The 18,616-nt window shown below is 66.5% G+C and carries 20 protein-coding genes and 1 pseudogene; 7 read left to right on the top strand and 14 right to left on the bottom strand.

Annotated elements, in window-relative coordinates; translation table 11 throughout:
- The first annotated feature begins 1 nt into the window (after position 1).
- Positions 2–1,222 (top strand): globin domain-containing protein, encoded by a 1,221-nt coding sequence (locus tag ACFXKN_RS05685; RefSeq protein ID WP_379432516.1) that lies wholly within the window; start codon positions 2–4, stop codon positions 1,220–1,222.
- A gap of 28 nt (positions 1,223–1,250) precedes the next feature.
- Here the strand turns inward: ACFXKN_RS05685 and ACFXKN_RS05690 are convergent, their stop codons facing one another.
- From ACFXKN_RS05690 to ACFXKN_RS05710, 5 genes are all read right to left on the bottom strand, one after another.
- Complete coding sequence (locus ACFXKN_RS05690) at positions 1,251–1,751, bottom strand: pyridoxamine 5'-phosphate oxidase family protein (RefSeq protein ID WP_379432517.1); 501 nt, start codon at positions 1,749–1,751, stop codon at positions 1,251–1,253.
- A gap of 180 nt (positions 1,752–1,931) precedes the next feature.
- The gene (locus ACFXKN_RS05695) at positions 1,932–3,125 is read right to left on the bottom strand and encodes an NAD(P)/FAD-dependent oxidoreductase (protein WP_379432518.1); all 1,194 of its coding nucleotides are present in this window, start codon (positions 3,123–3,125) and stop codon (positions 1,932–1,934) included.
- Positions 3,122–3,304, bottom strand: coding sequence for a rubredoxin (locus tag ACFXKN_RS05700; RefSeq protein WP_379432519.1), 183 nt, complete (start codon positions 3,302–3,304; stop codon positions 3,122–3,124). Before ACFXKN_RS05700 ends, ACFXKN_RS05695 begins: the two co-directional genes overlap by 4 nt.
- Entirely contained in the window at positions 3,301–3,477 is a 177-nt protein-coding gene (locus ACFXKN_RS05705; protein WP_379432644.1) for a rubredoxin, read from the bottom strand. The genes ACFXKN_RS05700 and ACFXKN_RS05705 overlap by 4 nt, the downstream gene beginning before the upstream one ends.
- Positions 3,474–4,700, bottom strand: coding sequence for an alkane 1-monooxygenase (locus ACFXKN_RS05710; protein WP_379432520.1), 1,227 nt, complete (start codon positions 4,698–4,700; stop codon positions 3,474–3,476). The genes ACFXKN_RS05705 and ACFXKN_RS05710 overlap by 4 nt, the downstream gene beginning before the upstream one ends.
- Positions 4,701–4,849: 149 nt before the next feature.
- Between ACFXKN_RS05710 and ACFXKN_RS05715 the strand changes: the two genes are divergently transcribed.
- Positions 4,850–5,452, top strand: coding sequence for a TetR family transcriptional regulator (locus ACFXKN_RS05715; protein ID WP_378950171.1), 603 nt, complete (start codon positions 4,850–4,852; stop codon positions 5,450–5,452).
- A gap of 6 nt (positions 5,453–5,458) precedes the next feature.
- Here ACFXKN_RS05715 and ACFXKN_RS05720 read toward each other — a convergent pair whose 3' ends face one another.
- Together ACFXKN_RS05720 and ACFXKN_RS05725 are read right to left on the bottom strand one after the other, a co-directional pair.
- A complete protein-coding gene (locus ACFXKN_RS05720; RefSeq protein WP_378950173.1) occupies positions 5,459–6,112 on the bottom strand; it encodes a cutinase family protein in 654 nt (217 codons plus the stop codon).
- A gap of 183 nt (positions 6,113–6,295) precedes the next feature.
- Complete coding sequence (locus ACFXKN_RS05725; RefSeq protein ID WP_358059451.1) at positions 6,296–6,508, bottom strand: hypothetical protein; 213 nt, start codon at positions 6,506–6,508, stop codon at positions 6,296–6,298.
- Positions 6,509–6,604: 96 nt separating this feature from the next.
- Here ACFXKN_RS05725 and ACFXKN_RS05730 point away from each other — a divergent pair, with 96 nt between their 5' ends.
- Positions 6,605–8,293, top strand: coding sequence for an FAD-binding dehydrogenase (locus tag ACFXKN_RS05730; protein WP_378950175.1), 1,689 nt, complete (start codon positions 6,605–6,607; stop codon positions 8,291–8,293).
- Here ACFXKN_RS05730 and ACFXKN_RS05735 read toward each other — a convergent pair.
- From ACFXKN_RS05735 to ACFXKN_RS05750, 4 genes and pseudogenes are all read right to left on the bottom strand, one after another.
- Positions 8,290–9,117, bottom strand: a complete 828-nt coding sequence (locus tag ACFXKN_RS05735; RefSeq protein WP_378950177.1) for an IclR family transcriptional regulator — start codon at positions 9,115–9,117, stop codon at positions 8,290–8,292. The two genes, ACFXKN_RS05730 and ACFXKN_RS05735, sit on opposite strands and share 4 nt — an antisense overlap.
- A gap of 77 nt (positions 9,118–9,194) precedes the next feature.
- Entirely contained in the window at positions 9,195–9,437 is a 243-nt protein-coding gene (locus tag ACFXKN_RS05740; protein WP_378950179.1) for a hypothetical protein, read from the bottom strand.
- 30 nt (positions 9,438–9,467) lie between these two features.
- A complete protein-coding gene (locus ACFXKN_RS05745; protein ID WP_378950922.1) occupies positions 9,468–9,836 on the bottom strand; it encodes a ketosteroid isomerase family protein in 369 nt (122 codons plus the stop codon).
- Positions 9,837–9,930: 94 nt separating this feature from the next.
- Positions 9,931–10,044, bottom strand: a pseudogene (locus ACFXKN_RS05750) (MerR family DNA-binding transcriptional regulator); the annotation flags it as partial.
- Between the two features lie 313 nt (positions 10,045–10,357).
- Between ACFXKN_RS05750 and ACFXKN_RS05755 the strand changes: the two are divergent.
- Complete coding sequence (locus tag ACFXKN_RS05755) at positions 10,358–13,624, top strand: arabinosyltransferase domain-containing protein (protein ID WP_378950181.1); 3,267 nt, start codon at positions 10,358–10,360, stop codon at positions 13,622–13,624.
- Positions 13,625–13,779: 155 nt separating this feature from the next.
- On the opposite strand, the gene ACFXKN_RS05760 is transcribed toward ACFXKN_RS05755, so the two are convergent.
- Positions 13,780–14,373: a TetR/AcrR family transcriptional regulator gene (locus tag ACFXKN_RS05760; RefSeq protein WP_378950183.1), complete on the bottom strand. Its 594-nt coding sequence runs from the start codon at positions 14,371–14,373 to the stop codon at positions 13,780–13,782.
- A 57-nt stretch (positions 14,374–14,430) separates the two neighbouring features.
- Here ACFXKN_RS05760 and ACFXKN_RS05765 point away from each other — a divergent pair, with 57 nt between their 5' ends.
- Positions 14,431–15,576, top strand: a complete 1,146-nt coding sequence (locus tag ACFXKN_RS05765) for a glycosyltransferase (protein WP_379432521.1) — start codon at positions 14,431–14,433, stop codon at positions 15,574–15,576.
- 12 nt (positions 15,577–15,588) lie between these two features.
- Here ACFXKN_RS05765 and ACFXKN_RS05770 read toward each other — a convergent pair whose 3' ends face one another.
- Positions 15,589–16,509, bottom strand: a complete 921-nt coding sequence (locus ACFXKN_RS05770; RefSeq protein ID WP_378950187.1) for a LysR family transcriptional regulator — start codon at positions 16,507–16,509, stop codon at positions 15,589–15,591.
- Positions 16,510–16,545: 36 nt separating this feature from the next.
- Positions 16,546–17,151, bottom strand: a complete 606-nt coding sequence (locus tag ACFXKN_RS05775) for a YdcF family protein (RefSeq protein WP_379432522.1) — start codon at positions 17,149–17,151, stop codon at positions 16,546–16,548.
- A 107-nt stretch (positions 17,152–17,258) separates the two neighbouring features.
- Between ACFXKN_RS05775 and ACFXKN_RS05780 the strand changes: the two genes are divergently transcribed.
- The gene (locus tag ACFXKN_RS05780) at positions 17,259–18,266 is read left to right on the top strand and encodes a YeiH family protein (protein WP_378950191.1); all 1,008 of its coding nucleotides are present in this window, start codon (positions 17,259–17,261) and stop codon (positions 18,264–18,266) included.
- Between the two features lie 85 nt (positions 18,267–18,351).
- Positions 18,352–18,612 (top strand): hypothetical protein, encoded by a 261-nt coding sequence (locus ACFXKN_RS05785; RefSeq protein ID WP_378950193.1) that lies wholly within the window; start codon positions 18,352–18,354, stop codon positions 18,610–18,612.
- Positions 18,613–18,616 lie beyond the last annotated feature (4 nt).

Below are 18,616 nucleotides of genomic sequence, written 5' to 3' on the forward strand. Positions count from 1 at the left end.
CATGCTCTCAGCCACCACCAAGGAGACCATCCGCGCCACCTTGCCCGCCGTTGGCGCCGCCATCGGCGAGATAACCACCCTGTTCTACCGCAAGATGTTCGCCGCTGCGCCCGAACTCGAACGCGACCTGTTCAACCGCGGCAACCAGCAGCAGGGCGGCCAGCAGAAGGCGCTCGCCGGCGCCATCGCCGCCTTCGCCGCGCTGCAACTCGAACCGGATCAGGCACGGGTCGAGTTGATCCTGTCGCGGATCGCGAACAAGCACGCCTCCTTGGGAATTCAGCCCGCGCAGTACCCGATCGTCCACAAGTACCTCTTCGAAGCCATCGCCGAGGTGCTCGGCGATGCCGTGACCACCGAGGTCGGCGCAGCCTGGAACGAGCTGTACTGGCTGATGGCCGAGACCCTGATCACGATGGAGCGGGGACTGTACCGGGGGGCGGGTGTCGTCGACGGTGACGTCTGGCGACAGGTGCGCGTGCGCGAGCGACGTCACGAATCCGACGACGCCGTCTCCTTCGTCCTCACGTCGCTCGACGGTGCTCCCCTACCGTCCTTCTCACCGGGGCAATACCTCTCGGTGGGCGTTCACCTCGAAGACGGCGCGCGCCAGATCCGCCAATACAGCCTGTCCTCGGCACCGTCGGGCGAGGACTGGCGCATCACCGTCAAGCGGGTCGATGCCCATGCCCGGCCGGACGGTTCGACGACTCCGGCCGGCGAAGTGTCGAACTTCCTGTACCGCAACGCCTTCGAAGGCGATGTGCTCGATGTGACCACCCCGTTCGGCGATCTCGTGCTCCAGGACGACGACGCACCGCTGCTGCTGATCTCCGCGGGCATCGGATGCACCCCGATCATGGGCATGCTCGGCCACCTCGCCGAGACCGCCGACCTGCGCCCGATCTCGGTGATCCACGCAGATCGCGCGCCGAGCAGCCATGCCCATCGTGCCGAACTGGCCGAGCTCGTCGACCGGCTGCCGTTCGCGGTCATGCACCGCTGGTACGAGGATCTGGGCGCCCGCCGTCCCGAGGACGGACTCCGGGAAGGCCGCGCCGACCTCGGCGAGATCACCATCGCCGAGGGCACCCGCGCGTACCTGTGCGGGCCACTTCCCTTCATGCTCGGCGTGCGAGAGGCGCTGCTGGACAAGGGGGTCGCGTCCGAGAACATCCACTACGAGGTCTTCGGACCGGACCGCTTGGCACCGGCGCCGTAGGCTTCCGGGCACTACCGCGGCCCATCGCTCAGGCCCCGGCGGTGCTGCCCGACAGTGGCATGGGGGGCAGGCCCAGCTTGCGGTGGTCCCATGACCTGAACCTGGTCTGGTCGACCCGGATCACGATGCGCTTGTTCATCATGGTCTCGACGAACGGCCGGACCTCGGGGCTGTACGGGCCGACGTAACGCTCGTAGATGTCGATGGCGGCCCGCCAGTACTCCTCGTTGTCGGTGTCCTCGATCAGGTGTGCGGTGCCCTCGATCGAGACGCCGCGCAGTTGGTCGTAGGTGTCGCCGGCTTCGGCCATACAGGTGATGGTGGGGTCGCGGCGCAGGTTCACCGACTTCTGCGACTTCGCCTTGGTCTCGAAGTAGATCACCCCGTCGACATGCCCGAACCACATCGCGGTGAGATGCGGTTTCCCGGCTCTGTCGAGCGTGGCCAGCGTGAGCACCCGGGTGCGATCGAGAAACTGTGCGATCTCGTCCATGCTCATCGGCACCGCCGCCCGCTGATTGACTCCCACTACTGTCCACCTTCCATCCCTGATGCCTTTCCGCCGACCCTACTCAGTCGCCTCCCCCACCGAATCCGAACACGAGAACCTCACCCGAGCCGACGCCCCGCGCGATCGCGTAGTCGGCGATCTCGCGGCCGGGCCGGGACAACCTGTTCCGGGCTGTGGTTCAGTCGGTCGGCCCACAGTTCAGCGTGATCGAACGAGGTCGAGGGAAGCGCTCGGCGACCACGGGTCTCCTTCGGCGATGAGAGTCCGGGTGGCGCGGAGTTCTCTCGGTCTTGCCATGGCGACGGCGCCGACGGGGCATCCGTTGTGCAGGGCGATCGCGAGGAAGTCTCGGGAATGCAGGTCGCCGTCGACGACCAGTTCGGCGTGGGGGTGGATCCAGCCTGCGAATTGCATCGACAGGCCGTGTTGGTCGGTCCAGCCCCAGGGGATTTCGGCGGGGGTAGCGGGGTGGCCGAGGATCGCCTTCGCGGCGGCGGCGCCGTCGGACATCGCTGTGTTCCAGTGTTGGCCGCGTTCGAATTCGCCACGGCGGGGGTTGAATCCGGTGGTGGCGTCGCCCGCGGCGAAGACGGCCGGGGCCGAGGTGCGGTGGTGCTGGTCGATGACGATGCCGTCGTTCACCGCGATGCCCGCTGCTTCGGCCAAGGCGGTGTCGGGGACCGAACCTATGGCGACCAGGGCGGCGGCCGCGGTGAAGGCGCGGCCGTCGGCGGTTGTGGCCGTGACACCGTCGGCGTTGTCGACGAGCTGTGTTGTGGCGACACTGTTTTCGACAACGACGCCGTGCTCGACATGGATGTCGCGGACCAGGTCCGAAACGGTCCGCGGCACGATCCGATCGAGCAATGCCGGGCCCGCGTTCAACAGGGTCACTTCGGCGCCGAGACCGCGGGCGGTGGCGGCGACTTCACAGCCGATCAATCCGCCGCCGATGATGAGCAGCGAGCCGCCGACATCGATCGCATTCTGTAGCGCTGTGACGTCGGACTGCGTTCGCAGAGTGTGCACGCGGGTGGACGCGGTATCGATAGTGCGCGCTTTGGCTCCGGTGGCCAGCAGCAGACTGTCGTAGCCGAGCACCTCTCCGGTACTCAATTGCACTGTCGCGCTGTCGGTATCGACCGCACGCACCAGGGTTGCCTGCCGCAGGTCGATCGCGTTGTCGGCCCAGAACTTGGCCGGTTTCAGCATCGCTCGGTCGAACGATGTGGTACCCGCGAGCAGTTCCTTGGACACCGCGGGCCGTCGATACGGCAGGTTGGGCTCCGCGCCGACGAGCACGATCTCGCCGGCATACCCTTCGCGGCGCAAGGTCTGCGCCGCGGTGGCACCGGCGACACCGGTGCCGACGATGACGATCCGCCCGCTCATCCGCGGCTCACCTCCCGCATGTCGAAATCGGTCTTGGCGGCGCCGCAGTCGGGGCAGGACCAGTCGTCGGGGATGTCGTCCCAGCGGGTGCCGGGTTCGATGCCGTCCTCGGGCCAGCCCAGCGCCTCGTCGTACTCGAAACCGCACTGGACGCACTGGAACAATCGGTAGTCGTTCATCGGGACACGCCTTCCTTCGGTTCGAAGTCGAGCTTCTCGCGGACACCGCAGTCGGGGCAGCACCAGTCGTCGGGAATCTCCGACCACGCCGTGCCTGCGGCGAAACCCTCACGGGGAGCGCCGGATCGCTCGTCGTAGACGTAGTCGCACACAGGGCAGACGTAGGCCATCAGTTCGCTCCATATTTCGCCAGGACCTTCGCCCGCTTACTCGGCTGGATGTTCACCCGGGTGATGTCGCCGTTGTAGTGGGCGAGGACGCGATGGTCCATCACCTTGCGCCACAACGGAGTCAGGTACGCCAGGCCGATCAGGCTCGCGTAGCCGCTGGGCAGCTCGGGCGCGCCGTCCATGTGCCGCAGGATCTGGTAGCGGCGGGTGGGGTTGGCGTGATGGTCGCTGTGCCGTTGCAGGTGGTAGAGGAAGATGTTGGTGACGATGTGGTCGGAGTTCCAGCTGTGTTCGGGCGTGCAGCGCTCGTAGCGACCCGACGCGGTCTTCTGCCGGAGCAGACCGTAGTGCTCGAGGTAGTTCACCGTCTCCAGCAGCGAGAAGCCGTAGATCGCCTGGATCACCAGGAACGGCAGGATGGACGGACCGAACACCGCGACCAGCACCACCCACAGCGCGACCGACATGAGCCAGGCGTTGAGCACGTCGTTCTGCAGCGAGAAGGTGCTCTTGCCCAGCCGCTGCATGCGGGTGCGCTCGAGCTCCCACGAGGACTTCAGGCTGCCCCACACGCTGCGCGGCAGGAAGGTCCAGAACGATTCGGCGAACCGGGCGCTGGCCGGATCCTCCGGCGTCGCGACGCGCACATGGTGGCCACGGTTGTGCTCGATGTAGAAGTGCCCGTAGAACGTCTGCGCGAGGGTGATCTTCGACAGCCAGCGCTCGAGTTCGTCTTTCTTGTGGCCGAGTTCGTGCGCGGTGTTGATGCCGACACCGCCCACCGCGCCGATGGAGAAGGCCAGGCCGATCTTGGAGATCAGGCCGAGACCACCGTCGATGCCGAGCCAGGACAGGTTGTCCGCGGTCCACAGGTAGCAGGCGAACGCCAGGCTGAACAGCTGCAGGGGAATGTAGGCGTAGGTGCAGTAGCGGTAGTACTTGTCGTTCTCCAACTGCGCCATCACCGCCTCGGGTGGGTTCTTGCCGTCGGGCCCGAAGAATCGGTCGAGGGTCGGCAGCAAGACGTACACCAGGATCGGTCCGATCCACCACCACACGGGCGCGACGACCTGCCAACCGAGCTGGTTGAAGACCCACACGAATCCGGCTGCCAGCATCGTCGCGCTGGGGGCGACGAGGCCGAACAGCCACAGGTAGCGCTTGGGATCTCGCCAGTGCGGCGGGGTGGTCGATGCTTCGTTGTCGATGCTTCGAGATGTCGTCATTGCCATTCTCCTGATCACCGAGACTCCGAACACATACCCGCCCGAAGTCGCCTTCGTTTACACATTAGCTCGTGTTGTTCCGAATAGATACACAAGTGAGCAGATTGTCAGCAATCGAGCACATCGACCGGCACATGTAGGATGATCGGGTGGCCGAACCACCGAACTTTCAGGCAGAAATGCGCCAGCTGCTGCGCGACCGGATGATCGACGCCGCGCGCACGATGGTCGTCACCGAGGGCTGGGGCGCGGTCAACATGTCGCGGGTGGCCAAGGAGGTCGGCATCAGCAGGCCGGTCCTCTACAAGGAGATCGGCACCAAGCAAGCGCTCGCGGATGCCCTCATCGAGCGCGAGACCGGCATCTACCTGGCCGGGATCGCCGAAACGCTGGCCGAACACCCGGCCGACCCACGCGCGGGAATGACGGCGGCCGCCGAGTACACACTGCGCACCGCGGGCGACAACACCCTGATCAAAGCCGTGCTATCGGCTCGCCAGGATGCCGACACGGCCTTGCTGCCCGCCCTGGTGAGCGACCCGGAACCGGTACTCGGACGGGCCGTCGCCGCGCTCACCACCACCGCACGTGAGCGGTACGAATTCGCCGACCTGACCGACGACGAGCTGACCTCGATCGTCGAGATCATGGTCCGGCTGACATTGAGTCACTTGTTCCAGCCGACGGGCAGCGTCGATCGCGCGGTGGCGCAGATCGGCGCTGTGATGTCGGGGGTCATGCCCGCCGTCTGAGCGGGCTCACAATCGCGTGCCCACCTGTCCGGCCGCGGCCGCGAACGCCCACTCGTAACTGCCGTGCGCGGCCGGGAACACCCCGCCCGCGCACACCGGATCGCCTGCGGCGCAATAGTTCGCGGTGCGATCGGCGTACAACGGTGTGACCGTGCCGCCGATGAGTCGCAGTGGGTCACCGAACAGCAGCACCGCGACGACGCGCGAGGACAGTTCGTGCGGCAGTACCCACACGCCGGGCAGCGGCGCTGAGCCGAGCACACCGTGGGCGACCACCGCACCCTGGGAGTAGCCCACGAGAACGAAGCGCTGCTCAGGGCAGGCGGCGGCCTGATCGATCAGGTGGCTGGTCATGGCCCGCGTGCCGTCGCTGACCGAGCTCGGTACCAGGAGGTCGGCTGGGTACTCGACCCGGTGGGCGGTGGTGTCCACCGGTAGTTGCGCACTCAGTACCGCGTAGAGCGGGTCGCCGATGGCGGCTCCCAGATAGCCGGGTTCTGCTGTGCCGCGGGCGATCACGACGTCGAGCGTGGCGCAGCTCTGCGCCCATGCTGTCAGTCCAGGGGACATCGCTGTCCCGATTCCCGCGGCCAGTAGCAACACCGACAGCGCTCGCGCTGTATGCCTTGCGACGATACGAATTGCCTTCCGATAGGTCATCGTGCCCACCTACTCACGCCGTTGTGAGAAATAGAGAAAGAGCGATTCACCTCCTGCCCAACAGCATTCGGTGTGCTCAGTGGTGGAATACCCGCTGACCTGCATCTCCATGGCGCGAACTCGGCATCGGCTGCGCCACGGTTACATCTCGGATCGCCTGCGGCACAACACCGCTGCCGAAACTCAGTGCTTCTTGGGCTTCTTCTTGTACTTCGGCTTGTCGTGATCGGGCTCCCACTCATAGCCCGCGACACCACGTTCACAGTAGGAGTCCGCGACGTGGACATCGCCCTGGTCACGCTCACACCAACGCGATTTCGAGCAGGAGGTGGCGCCGAGGCCGGCCACCACGGCGAGCGTGAGGACGGCAGCGCCGGTACGGGTACGGACGTTCATGTGTTGTCGAGCCTTTCCTAGAATGAAATATCGCTGGTCAGGGCGTTTTCCAGGACTTGTCCCCACCCGTCGACGAACCAATGCTACGTTCCAGGCATGTCGAGCACAGCGCCTGAGCCCACCGAAGATTTCTCCCCCGACGCGATTGTCGTCGGCGCCGGACTGGCGGGCCTGGTCGCCGCGCACGAGTTGGTACTCGCCGGACGCAAGGTACTGGTGCTCGATCAGGAGAATCGCGCCAACCTCGGCGGGCAGGCGTTCTGGTCGCTGGGTGGGTTGTTCGTCGTCGACAGCCCGGAGCAGCGCAGGCTCGGCATCAAGGACTCCTACGAACTGGCACTGCAGGATTGGCTGGGTTCGGCCGGTTTCGACCGCGAGGACGAGGACCGGATGGGCCGCGAATGGGCGAAGGCCTACGTACGGTTCGCCACCGACGAGAAGCGGGACTACCTGCAGGCCTTGGGTTTGCGCTTCACCCCGCTGGTCGGCTGGGCCGAGCGGGGCGGCGGTCTGGCCGGCGGGCACGGCAACTCGGTCCCGCGGTTCCATCTCACCTGGGGCACCGGGCCCGAAGTGCTCCGCGTCTTCCTGGAGCCGGTCCTGGCCGGTGAGGCGAAAGGATTGGTGCGCTTCGCGTTCCGGCATCGCGTCGACGAGCTGATCGTCGAAGACGGCGCCGTCACCGGTGCGCGCGGCAGCGTCCTCGCGCCCTCCGACACCGACCGCGGCCAGGCGTCGAATCGGGATGTGGTGGGCGAGTTCACCTTCCACGCCCCGGCGGTGATCGTGAGTTCGGGCGGTATCGGTCACGCCCACGACCTCATCCGCCGCAATTGGCCCACCGAACGTCTCGGCCCGTGCCCGGAGACCATGATCTCCGGTGTCCCCGCCTATGTGGACGGCCGGATGCTTGGCATCTCCGAGGAGGCAGGGGCGGCGCTGGTCAACCGCGACCGGATGTGGCACTACACCGAGGGCATCAACAACTGGGATCCGATCTGGCCCGACCACGCCATCCGTATCATTCCCGGCCCGTCGTCGCTGTGGTTCGACGCGAACGGAAACCGTATGCCCGCACCGTGTTTCCCCGGTTTCGACACCAACGAGACCATGCGCCAGATTCTGTCGACCGGCTACGACTACTCGTGGTTCGTCCTGAACCAGTCGATCATCGAGAAGGAGTTCGCGCTGTCGGGTTCGGAACAGAATCCCGATATCACCGGCAAGGACTTGAAGTTCACCGTGCGCAGCAGGCTGGCCAAGGGCGCGCCGGGCCCGGTGGAGGCGTTCAAGCAGCACGGCGTCGACTTCGTTGTCGCCAACTCGCTGGCCGAGCTCGTCGACGGCATGAACGAGCTCGCCCGCGGGCCGAAGCTGGATGTGGCCGCCCTCGAACACCAGATCGTGGGCAGGGACCGCGAAGTCGCGAACTCGTTCTCCAAGGACGCACAGGTGACCGCGATCAACAACGCCCGAAAGTTCCTCGGCGACAAGGTCCGCGTCGTCAAACCGCACCGCATCCTCGACCCGGCGCACGGCCCGCTCATCGCGGTACGCCTCAATGTACTGACCCGCAAGACCCTCGGCGGGCTGCAGACCGACCTCGATTCGCAGGTGCTGCGCCCGGACGGCTCGGTGTTCGCGGGGCTCTACGCCGCCGGTGAGGTCGCCGGGTTCGGCGGTGGCGGCGTGCACGGTTACAACGCGCTGGAGGGCACGTTCCTCGGCGGGTGCATCTTCTCGGGTCGCGCGGCCGGTCGGGCGATCGCGCGGCGCACGCCCTAGTGCGGGTGCCGGGGGGCCAGGGTGCGCGATGCTTCCTTGGCCACCTCGGCGAGCGCCCGAGCCAGCCGCGCGGTGTCGAGTGCGGTGCGCTCACCCTTGATCGTGCCCGACAGCGAGATCGCCGCCACCGCGACACCGCGGCCACGGATCGGCACCGCCACGCAGCCGACGCCCGGCAGCGATTCCTCGGTGTCCACGGCCACGCCCTGACGGTTGCGGATGCGGGCGAGTTCGCGGTGCAGTTCGGCCCGGTCGACGATCGTGCGCGCGGTCCGTGCCACGGCATTGCCACGCAGCGAGGCCTCCGCGATGCCGGGCTCCAGCGTGGCCAGCAGCGCCTTGCCGACCGCGGTGCAGTGTGCGGGCAGCCTGCCGCCGACGCGGGTCGGGATGACCACCCGCCCGCGACCACCCGAACGATCGAGGAACAACACCTCGCGCCCGTCGAGCACCGCGAGGTGCCCCACCAGCCCGGTGCGCTGACTGAGTTCGTAGAGCAGCGGCCCGACCACCTCGCGCAGCTCGTTCTGCTCGGCCGCGAGCCCGCCGAGTTCGAGCACCCGCAGGCCCAGCCGGTAACCGCCGGGAGTGTGTGCGAGCCAGCGCAACCGGATCATCTGGTCGAGGATGCGATGCACGGTCGAGCGCGGCAGGCCGGTGCGTTCGGCGAGCCCGAGCAGCGTCAGCGTGGGTGTGGCGGCGTCGAACGCGTCCAGAATGAGCGTCATCCGCTCGATCATCGACGTCGGCGGTGCTCCGGTCGCCCGGCCCGATCCGGTCCACAGGCTTTCCGGCGCCGGCTCGGTCACGATCTCGACCGTCATTTGATCCAACCTCCACAGTGCGTAGCGCTAACAGACTAGAGCCGTTAGCTCCGCTTACGCACTATTTCGCCTCGATCTCAGACCATCGCCGGGCTGACCGGCGTCACGGGCAACGGGCGGCGCACGATCGTCGCGATGGTTGCCGCGATCTCTCCGATGGCCCTGGCAGGCGCGGAGTCGGGGTCGGTGTCGACGAACGGAGCGCCCCGATCACCTGCCGGACCGCCGGGTCGAACGGGATCCGGCCGATGACGGGGCAAATGGGTGTCGAGTGAGAACGCGCGCTTCAGCTGCAGCCAATGTGCGGCATCGCGGGACACGAAGGTCTCGCGGGGTCGTCCAATCGCGATCTAGAAACCGTGGAAGGTCTGGTCGGCGATCATCGAGGATCCGTTCAGCGCGAAGGATGTCTCGAACGAACGCGCATCTGGAGTTCCGTCCAGCATGAGATGTCCCGTCACCCGAACAAGCACAGAGGCATCGGTGTCCGACTGGACATCAATCGTGTTGACGTTGTACCCAGCCCGCGGGAATTGGACGAGCTGCTCAAAGATTGCCGTTGTGCCCGCGTACCGAGTGTCCCCGATCGTGAGTTGCGCGTCCTCGGCGTACCAAAGCTCCAGTGCGCTCTGGCGGGCCGTGAGCTGCGCGAAGTAGAGGGCGGTGAAAGCCTGGACATTCTCTCGGGTGAAGTATTTCTTGACGGTGTCGTCGACCATGACAGTCCTCCTGATCAATCCCAGGAAGTGATACCTGATACAGGTGCCCGACATCGGCTTCGGTGTAGAGCCTGTGACCGGTATTGGTGCGCCTCGCTGGGCGCACCAACCCGATGCGGTCATAGTGGTGCAACGTCCGAACCGTCAATCCGGCCTCGGCCGCGAGCTCACCGACCTTCCACACCTGCTCGATTCCGGTCTCGTCCATCCGCTTCCATCTCACTTCCACCGACGCACCATGCGCTGGTACCGCCGACGCTAGAGCCTGACGTTACGTCAGGAGCAAGCCGAAGCTTCCTGCTGAATCTCGCGACAACAGCTCGAACTTGCGGAATGGCCTTGGCACACTACTCGCGCGAGCGAGCAGATCGTCGGCGCGACCGGTTCGAGCCGTCGGTGTGATCGGGTCACGCATAGTGGTATATCCATTTCGGGCAACTCATCTAACTCGAAGCATGCTGTCGCGGAGGGTATTCGGTGCCGGCCGATGCACTTTTGGCGGGTGGCTAGGATCGGAAATCGTGACCTTGTTGCTCAGCCGACGGCGGCCGTCCGACGATCAACCCTTCGATCCCCAGGACCAGCAGCAAGATTCTGGCCGATTGTGGCGAATTGTCGCGATTGTCGCAGGAATCGTCGGCGTGCTACTCGCGTTAGCGGTGCCGTTTCTTCCCGTGCAGCAGCAACAAGCGTCGTTCTCATGGCCGCAGGACGGTCGCGCAACCAGCGTGACATCGCCTTTGGTCTCATATTCACCCGTCAGCGTCGACGCGACGATTCCGTGTGCTGCAACTTCGGGATTGAGCCCTCGCGGTGGGTACCTGATGGCGACGGTGCCACCAGCATCCGGGCAGGCTTGGCACTACGGCCTGAACGTGCTCGTCGCGACAGCTGACGCCGGAAATCGTCTGCAAGTCGTCCTGCGCGACAAAACTCTGGTCGATACCGCGGTGGTGGACTTGTCCGCCGATTGTCGAGTTTCGGTCGTATCCACCAGCGCCCGAACCACTGTCGAGGTCAGCGGTTCTGAGCCCGTGATCGTCGAAGGTGACTTCCGGCCGCAGTTGGTCGGGTTATTCACCGATCTGGCCGGCGATGTTCCCGCGGGGATGCGGACCGATGTGGAGATCGATTCTCGATTCACGACCGCACCGACAGCGCTCAAACTGATCGCGATCATCGGCGTCTTCATCGCCGCGGCAGTGGCACTGTTCGCCTTGCACCGCCTCGACTGCCGCGACGGGCGCCGCAATCGGCGGGTCTTGCCGCAACGTTGGTGGCGGCCGCGGTGGGTCGACGGCGTAGTCATCGGCACCCTGATTCTGTGGTATTTCATCGGTGCCGGTACCGCCGACGACGGCTACATCCTGGGAATGGCACGAACAGCCGGACATGCGGGATACCTGGCGAACTACTTCGCCTACTTCGGGGTGCCCGAAACACCGATCGGAATTCCCTACGACCTCGTTGTCGGCTGGCTGGCACAGATTTCGACCGCGAGCATCGTGGTGCGACTACCGGAGTTGATGTTCGGCATCGTGTGCTGGTTCCTGATCAGCCGCGAGGTCGTGCCGCGTCTAGGAATTGCCGCACGTCAAGAGAAGGCAGCGATCTGGGCGGGTGGCTTGGCGCTGCTTGCGTTCTGGCTTCCGTACAACAACGGTCTGCGGCCCGAACCTGCCGTCGCCCTCGGCGTTTTGCTGGTCTGGGTGTCGATGGAGCGAACCCTGGCGACACGGCGACTCGCGCCCGCCGCGATTGCGTTGATACCGGCCGCGCTGGCAGTGGTCACCAATCCCGCAGGGGTGATCTGTTTCGCTGCGTTGCTGGCCGGTGCTCGTCCGCTGGTGCAGATCATCGTCGAACGGGCGCGCAGTGTTGGTTACCTGGCACTGCTGGCTCCGGCTGCGGCGGTCGGTGTGTCGATTCTGGCGCTCGTGTTCATTGGTCAGCCGTTCTCCGAGGTCTCGGCGATGAGCGACGCGCACGCCGTGGTCGGCCCGAACATGCCGTGGTACGACGAAACTTTCGTCTATCAATCCCTGTTCCAGGTCGGCCCTGACGGTTCGATGGCGCGCCGATTCGCCATGCTGTTGCTATTTCTGACCTTGGCAGTGTCGGTACTGGCCCTTGTGCGCCACGGCGGCCGGATCCCCGGTCTGGCAGCCGGACCCACGCGCCGGATTCTGGGCACCACCGTTGCCACGATTCCGCTGATGGCGCTCTCGCCGACCAAGTTCACCCACCACTTCGGCGTCTTCGCCGGGCTCGCCGGCGCTGTCGCAGTCGTGGCCGCGGTCGCGGCAGGGCCCCGAGTCGTGAGATCACCACGCAACCGCGCGCTGTTCGCGGCCGTCGTCACCGCCGTGCTAGCGCTGGCCTTCACCAGTTCGAACAGTTGGTGGTATGTCGCCGCCTACGGAATTCCCTGGTGGGACAAGCCGATCTCGGTCAAGGGCACCAGCGCGGGCACTGCCCTGCTCATAGTCGCGATCCTGTTGCTCGCATTCGCAGGCTGGTTGCATATCCGCGAACCATTCCGCAGCGCAGAACACCGGACACACCGTCGGATTCCGGCTCTGACCATCACGGTCGGGCTGGTAGTGGCCTTCGAGGTCGTATCATTCGTCAAGGCCGGAATCGATCAATATCCGGCGTATTCGCTGGCGAAGTCGAACTTTTCCGCGCTTGCTGGTGAACCGTGCGGGCTGGCCGACGAGGTGCTGGTCGAGCCTGATCCGAATGCGGGGATGCTGCAACCGCTGTCCGGCGACCGAGCTACTGCCTTGGGCGCAGACAATGACGGGTTCACTCCGAACGGCGTCAACACCAACGATTTGGTCCCTGATGCTTCCGACGCAGCCTCGGCTTCGGTCGGCCAGTCGCTCGGCAGTGCGGGAACCACTACCGAATCCGGCTCGACCGAGGGCGGTGGGCTCGGCGGGTCCAGCCCGCGTGGCATCAACGGCAGCACGCTCGCGCTCCCGTTCGGGCTGGATCCGGCCGCTACGCCAGTGCTCGGCAGTTTCGGCAGCCCTGGTGTCACGAAAACGCTTGTCTCCGGCTGGTATCGACTCCCGGCGCCCGACTCGAGCGGTAGCCGTGGCCAGATCCTCGCGATCGCAACTGCTGGACGCGTCGCCACCACCGATCTCGACGGCCTCCCGGTGATCGGTCAGAGTGTTGAGATCGAATACGGAAGCACGAGCGCGGCCGAGGTGGTACCACTCGGGCGAGTTATCCCTGATGACGTCAGCGTGCTCCAACCTTCCTGGCGCAACCTTCGGGTTCCGCTGCAGCAGTTGCCGTCCCACGCTGATGCGGTTCGTATCGTTGCCACCGTCAACAGCTCCGATGCCGAGCAATGGGTGGCGGTGACACCGCCGCGTGTGCCTGACCTGCGCACCCTCGATGAATTGGTCGGCCATACCAGGCCGGTGCTCCTGGATTGGCTGGTCGGCCTGCAGTTCCCCTGCCAGCAGCCGATGCGGCACCGCTACGGAGTGGCCGAGATTCCCGAATACCGCATCCTTCCGGAGTTTTCGGCGGCGATCATGACCAGCAACTGGCAGAGCCACGCCTCCGGCGGCCCCCTCGGCTACACCGATCTCGTGACCCGCACCGATGTCCTGCCTTCCTATTTGAAGGATGACTGGAAACGTAACTGGGGCGAGATCCACCGCCTCGTGCCGTTCGAGCCAACCGCGACACCCGCAGAACTCGACACAGTCACCGTCGATCGATCGGCTCGATGGACTCCCGGACCAATCAACTTTGGCATCCGATAGAAGAGAACGCCGCTGTCCAAGCGCCCGTCCACTGTTGGGCACGCGCGGCACCAGGCCGACGACAACATTCCGTCGATAGGACCAATCACCCTGACATTACGTTGACAAGAGCAAATACCGGAATGGGACTCGGTGCCCGGCGGACTCCTGCGCGATCAGTCCGCGGCGAGATGGAGGCGGATGGTGTCGCGTACCCAACACCTGTACCGGTCGAGTGACCACTCTCGGTCGTTGACGAGATTCCCGTAGGTACCGGTGTTGACGAGGCCCCACAGCATGTCGGCCACCGAATCGGCAGCGACCTTCGGCGGCAGTGCGCCACCTCGCTCGAGCCGCCGCCCGAGATCTAGCAGCTCGCCGTAGCGATCCGCCTCGCGGACCCGCAAGGTCTCCTCGACTTCCGGATGCTGGCGCCGAGCCACCACCAGCGCCTCGTGAATCCGCCACACCCTGGACGCGACCTCGACATCGGCGGCGATCGTCGCGTCGAGCGCCTCCCACGCGGTCATCGTGTCCGTGATCGGATGCCGTTCGAGTGCCGGAACGACATCGGTGGCGTAGATGTGCAGATGCAGGGCCGTCAGCAACTCGACCTTCGACGGGAAATGGAGGTAGATCGCCTGGCGGGAGACCCCGGCCGCCTTCGCGATAGCTCCGAGGCCGGCGCCGTGATAGCCGTGTTCCTCGAACATCGCGCGCGCCGACTCGAGGATCTGAGTCCGGGTTTGGGGACGTCCGCCACTTGACACGCTGTAAACCATACCGTACTTTACAAGCTGTCAAGCAAATCCTCGAGGAGGAACGTCATGGCTCGCTACCTGATCACCACCTGGGACGGCGCGGGGAACCTGGTCCCGACACTTGGCATCGCGCGTGCCCTGGTCGATCGCGGCCACGACGTCCGAATACTCGGCCACGAGACGATCGCGCAACGATGCGCCGATGTCGGCGCCCGCTTCCTCGCCTTGACGCAGAGCGAGGGCTGGGACGCGATGGCTACCCCGGACGACTTCGAAGCCGAGGTGAAGCTCATGATCGAGGAGCTGTGCTTCAGTTCGGCCATCGCGCGTGACCTCGCGCGGGAGCTGGACCGCGAGCCTGCTGATGCGGTGATCGTCGATTGTCTGCTGATCACCGCAATCGACGTCGCGCTGGCATCGGGCACACCGACCGCGACGCTGGTCCACACGGCGTACACGATCTTTCGGGGCGGGCCGCTGGTCGAGATGTTCGCGCCGGGTATCGCGATCGCGAACGCGGCGCGCGCGGAGCTCGGCCTGCCCGCGATCGAGCGTCTCGCCGATATCCACGACGCGTGCGCGCTGGCGCTCGTCGCGGCGCCGAAGGAGTTCGAGCCCGACGTGCCGGACGCGGCCAACGTGGTGCGCATCGGGCCTGTCCTCGATGCACCCGCGCTGTCACGCGAGATCGAGGAGGTCGAGATCGGTGACGGGTCGAAGCCGCTGGTCCTGGTCGCACTGAGCACCAGCGAGCAAGGTCAGGCCGAGCTGTTGCAGCGGAGTGTCGATGCGGTCGCGAAGATGCCGGTGCGCGCCATCGTCACGACCGGAGCGGCGATCGACCCGGCGACAGTTCGTGCGGGGGCGGATACCCAAGTCGTGCGGTATGCGCCACACGCGGAGATCCTTCCGTCGGCATCGCTGGTGATCACCCACGCGGGGCTCGGTACGACGATGGCCGCGCTCGGTCGTGGTGTGCCGCTGCTGTGCACCCCGATGGGCCGCGATCAGTTCTTCAACGCCGAACAGGTCCAAACCCTCGGCGCGGGCCTGATGCTGATGCCCGACGCGAGCAGTGCGGTGATCGCGCGGACCGCCGCACAGATCCTCGGCGACAGCGGCTTCGCGTCGGCCGCGAAACAGCTGGCCGTCGCCATCAGTGGCTACGGGGGCGCGGCGAAGGCCGTTGCCGTGCTCGAGACGCTCGGCTAGGACGGGCGACGCTCAACCGCGCGCGTTCTCGAGCAACGCGGCCCGCTCCACGAGCAGTTCGCCCGGCCCGGTCGGCGGGGTGTTGCGGCGCCAGATGGCCCGGAATTTGCGGGTCAGGCGGGCGGCATCGGCCGAGGCGACTTCCACCAGGGTGCCGGTGACGAGATCAGGTGCGGCGATCAATCGGCTCAGGACCGCCGGTGCCATGCCGGTGCGAGCCGCCGCCACGATCGCCGCGGTCGACCCGAGCTCCGCGGCCGGGCCGGCGGGTGGGGCCGCGGTGGCGAGCAGGTCCCACACGGTGTCGCGGGTGCCCGAACCCGGTTCACGCCACAGCAGCGCGGTGCCTGCCAGTTCGGTCAGCGTGACCGGGGTCTTCCGTTGCGCCCATGGATGATTCGGTGCCACGACTACGACGAGGTCGTCGGCGCCCAGTACCCGACTGCCGAGTCCGGCCGGTGGATGTGGGCCTTCGACGAAGCCGAGATCGGCGGTGCCGTCGCGCACGAGGCCCGCGACCTGGGTCGAGTTCTCGACTTCGAGGGAGATCACGACTTCGGGGTGATCAGCACGCAGGGCGGCGAGCCAATGCGGAATGCGGTGGTCGGCAATGGTTTTGGAGGCGGCGATGCGTAGCCGCGGGGCCTGTGCGGCGCGGAGCCGGGCGACGTCGTCCACGAGGTCGTGCACGGCGGCGAGGACGGTACGAGCGTGGGCGACGACGGCGCGACCCGCGTCGGTGAGTTCGGAGCCGGTCGGTGCGCGGTCGAGCAGCTTCACGTGCAGGCGGCGTTCGAGCGCGCTGACCCGCATGCTCGCGGCGGGTTGGCTGACCCCGTGTCGGCGGGCGGCGGCGCCCAGGCTGCCCAGCTCGGCCACCGACACGAGGAGGTCGAGGACCTCCAGGTCGGGTGTTCCGGGTGGCAGGGTCATGGCCCGATTATGGGCGACAGGGGGTGCCACGCCACATCAGGCACCGTCGCCGCCGTGATCCAGGCCGAATCGGCCGCGCAGCTTCTTCGCCACACCGTAGAGGGCGAACACCGGTTTCAGTGGCATCCATTCGCCGAACCGATACTCCTGTCCCGGGACGAGCCGGACGGCCAATTCCGGGCTCTGTTCCGCGAGATAGGCGCGGGCGGTCTCGGCGTGCGTCGGCAGTGAGACGATCTTGATCCGGTCGACATCCCGAAGGTACGGGATCGCGAAAGCGATGTTCTCCCAAGTGGATCGGCTCGACTCCTCCAGCACGAGTTCGCCATCAAAACCACAGGTTTGCACGGCGTAGCGCCCCATCAGCGCCGCCTCGGTCGCCGGACCGGCGCAGGCGCCCCCGCACAGGACGAGGCGGGTCGAGGTGGCGCGCGGATCGATGGATCGCAGGCCGGCACGCACCCGCCACCGGTTCATGCCGTTGGCCCGCGAACCGGCGTTGCGGTACCCCAGCACCACGACCGCTTCCGACCCGGCACGCGGGGATCCGACGCCCCGATGGGAGGCGCGCCGATTCGCCCATTCACCCCATAGCATCAGCCCGACACCGGTGGCGACAGTCAGCCCGGTTCGTTTCCGCACGTCTCCAGCAAACCACACGCTCCGTCGACGGGGCCATAAGCCACATTGATGGGCACCTGCGAATTCGCCCTCTACCTCGGAATCCTTGGTGACGCGATGGTGAGGGAGTGAATCGCGTACCCACTCTCGCCCCCGGTCTGGCCCTCGCCGCGCTCCTGGCCACCGTGGCCACGCCGGTCGGCAAGGCGCTGCCGATGATCGGCGCGCCGGTGCTCGCGCTCGGTGCGGGCGCTGTCGCCGGGATGGTGCTGCGTCGCAAGGACGTGACAGGCGCGACGTTCGGCCCGGGGCTCGACGTCGCCCGGCAGCGGTTGCTCGGCCTGGCGATCGTGCTGCTCGGGCTCGGCCTGCCGCTCGGGTCGGTCCTGAGTGTGGGGAGAGAGACGGCCGTCGTGCTGCTCGGGACGTTGGTCGTCGGCGGTGTGGCGGCGTTCTTCGTCGGGCGGATGCTGGCGGTCGACAAGGAGTCCGCGACGCTGATAGCCGTGGGCACGACGATCTGTGGCGCGTCCGCGATCGCCGCCGCCACCGCGGTCCTGCGACCCGACAAGCAACGTGTCGCCTATGCCCTCGGCACCATCTTCATCTTCAATGTGACTGCCGTGCTGGTGTATCCGCCGCTCGGCCGCGCTCTCGGGCTGTCACAGGAGGCGTTCGGACTATGGGCGGGCACCGCGATCAACGACACCTCGTCGGTCCTCGCCGCGGGCGTCATCTTCGGTGCCGGTGCGGCCCATTTCGCGGTGATCGTGAAAATGGTCCGCAGCCTCGCCATCATCCCGCTCTGCCTCGGCCTGCACGTCGGCCGCCGCCACATCGCCGAGCAGACCGATCTACCCCAGGCCTCCCTGCGCCAAGCGGTCCCCCTCTTCGTGGTCCTGTTCCTGGCCGCCTCCGTCATCGCGGGCCTGAACATCATCCCCACCGAACTGACCGAGCCGCTCGCCACCACCAGCAGCTGGCTCATCGCCGCCGTCCTCGCCGCCATCGGCACCTCCCTGAGCCTCGCCCGCCTGCGCACCGCAGGTATCCGTCCGCTGATCCTCGGCGGCACCCTCGGACTTATCCTCGGCACCACCAGCCTCGGCCTGATGTACCTGACGGGATGGTGGTGACAGCGCAAACGTCGCGTTCAGTCCCGCGGTTGCCCGGAGCTACGATTACCGGACATCGCATGTCGGCGCGGACAGGAGGATGTTTATGAACTGCGTTTGCCGGATCATCGCCACCGCGGGTGCCGCCGCGGCATTGACCCTGGCCACCGCGGGTATCGCGACAGCACAGGAAGCCGAGCCGCCCTCGTCGCCGTTGGTCGAATACATCGAGTCGTGGCCGCCCGCACCCGAGTGGTGCAATGGTGCCTGGGATCCGATCGAGGATGCGATCGAGGACTCGGTCCCACCCCAGTACGAAGCGGAGTTCGACGCGTTCGACGACTGGTGCGAGGGCGACGCGGACTGATGCG

It is taken from the genome of Nocardia sp. NPDC059195, assembly GCF_042754695.1.
GTDB lineage: Bacteria > Actinomycetota > Actinomycetes > Mycobacteriales > Mycobacteriaceae > Nocardia.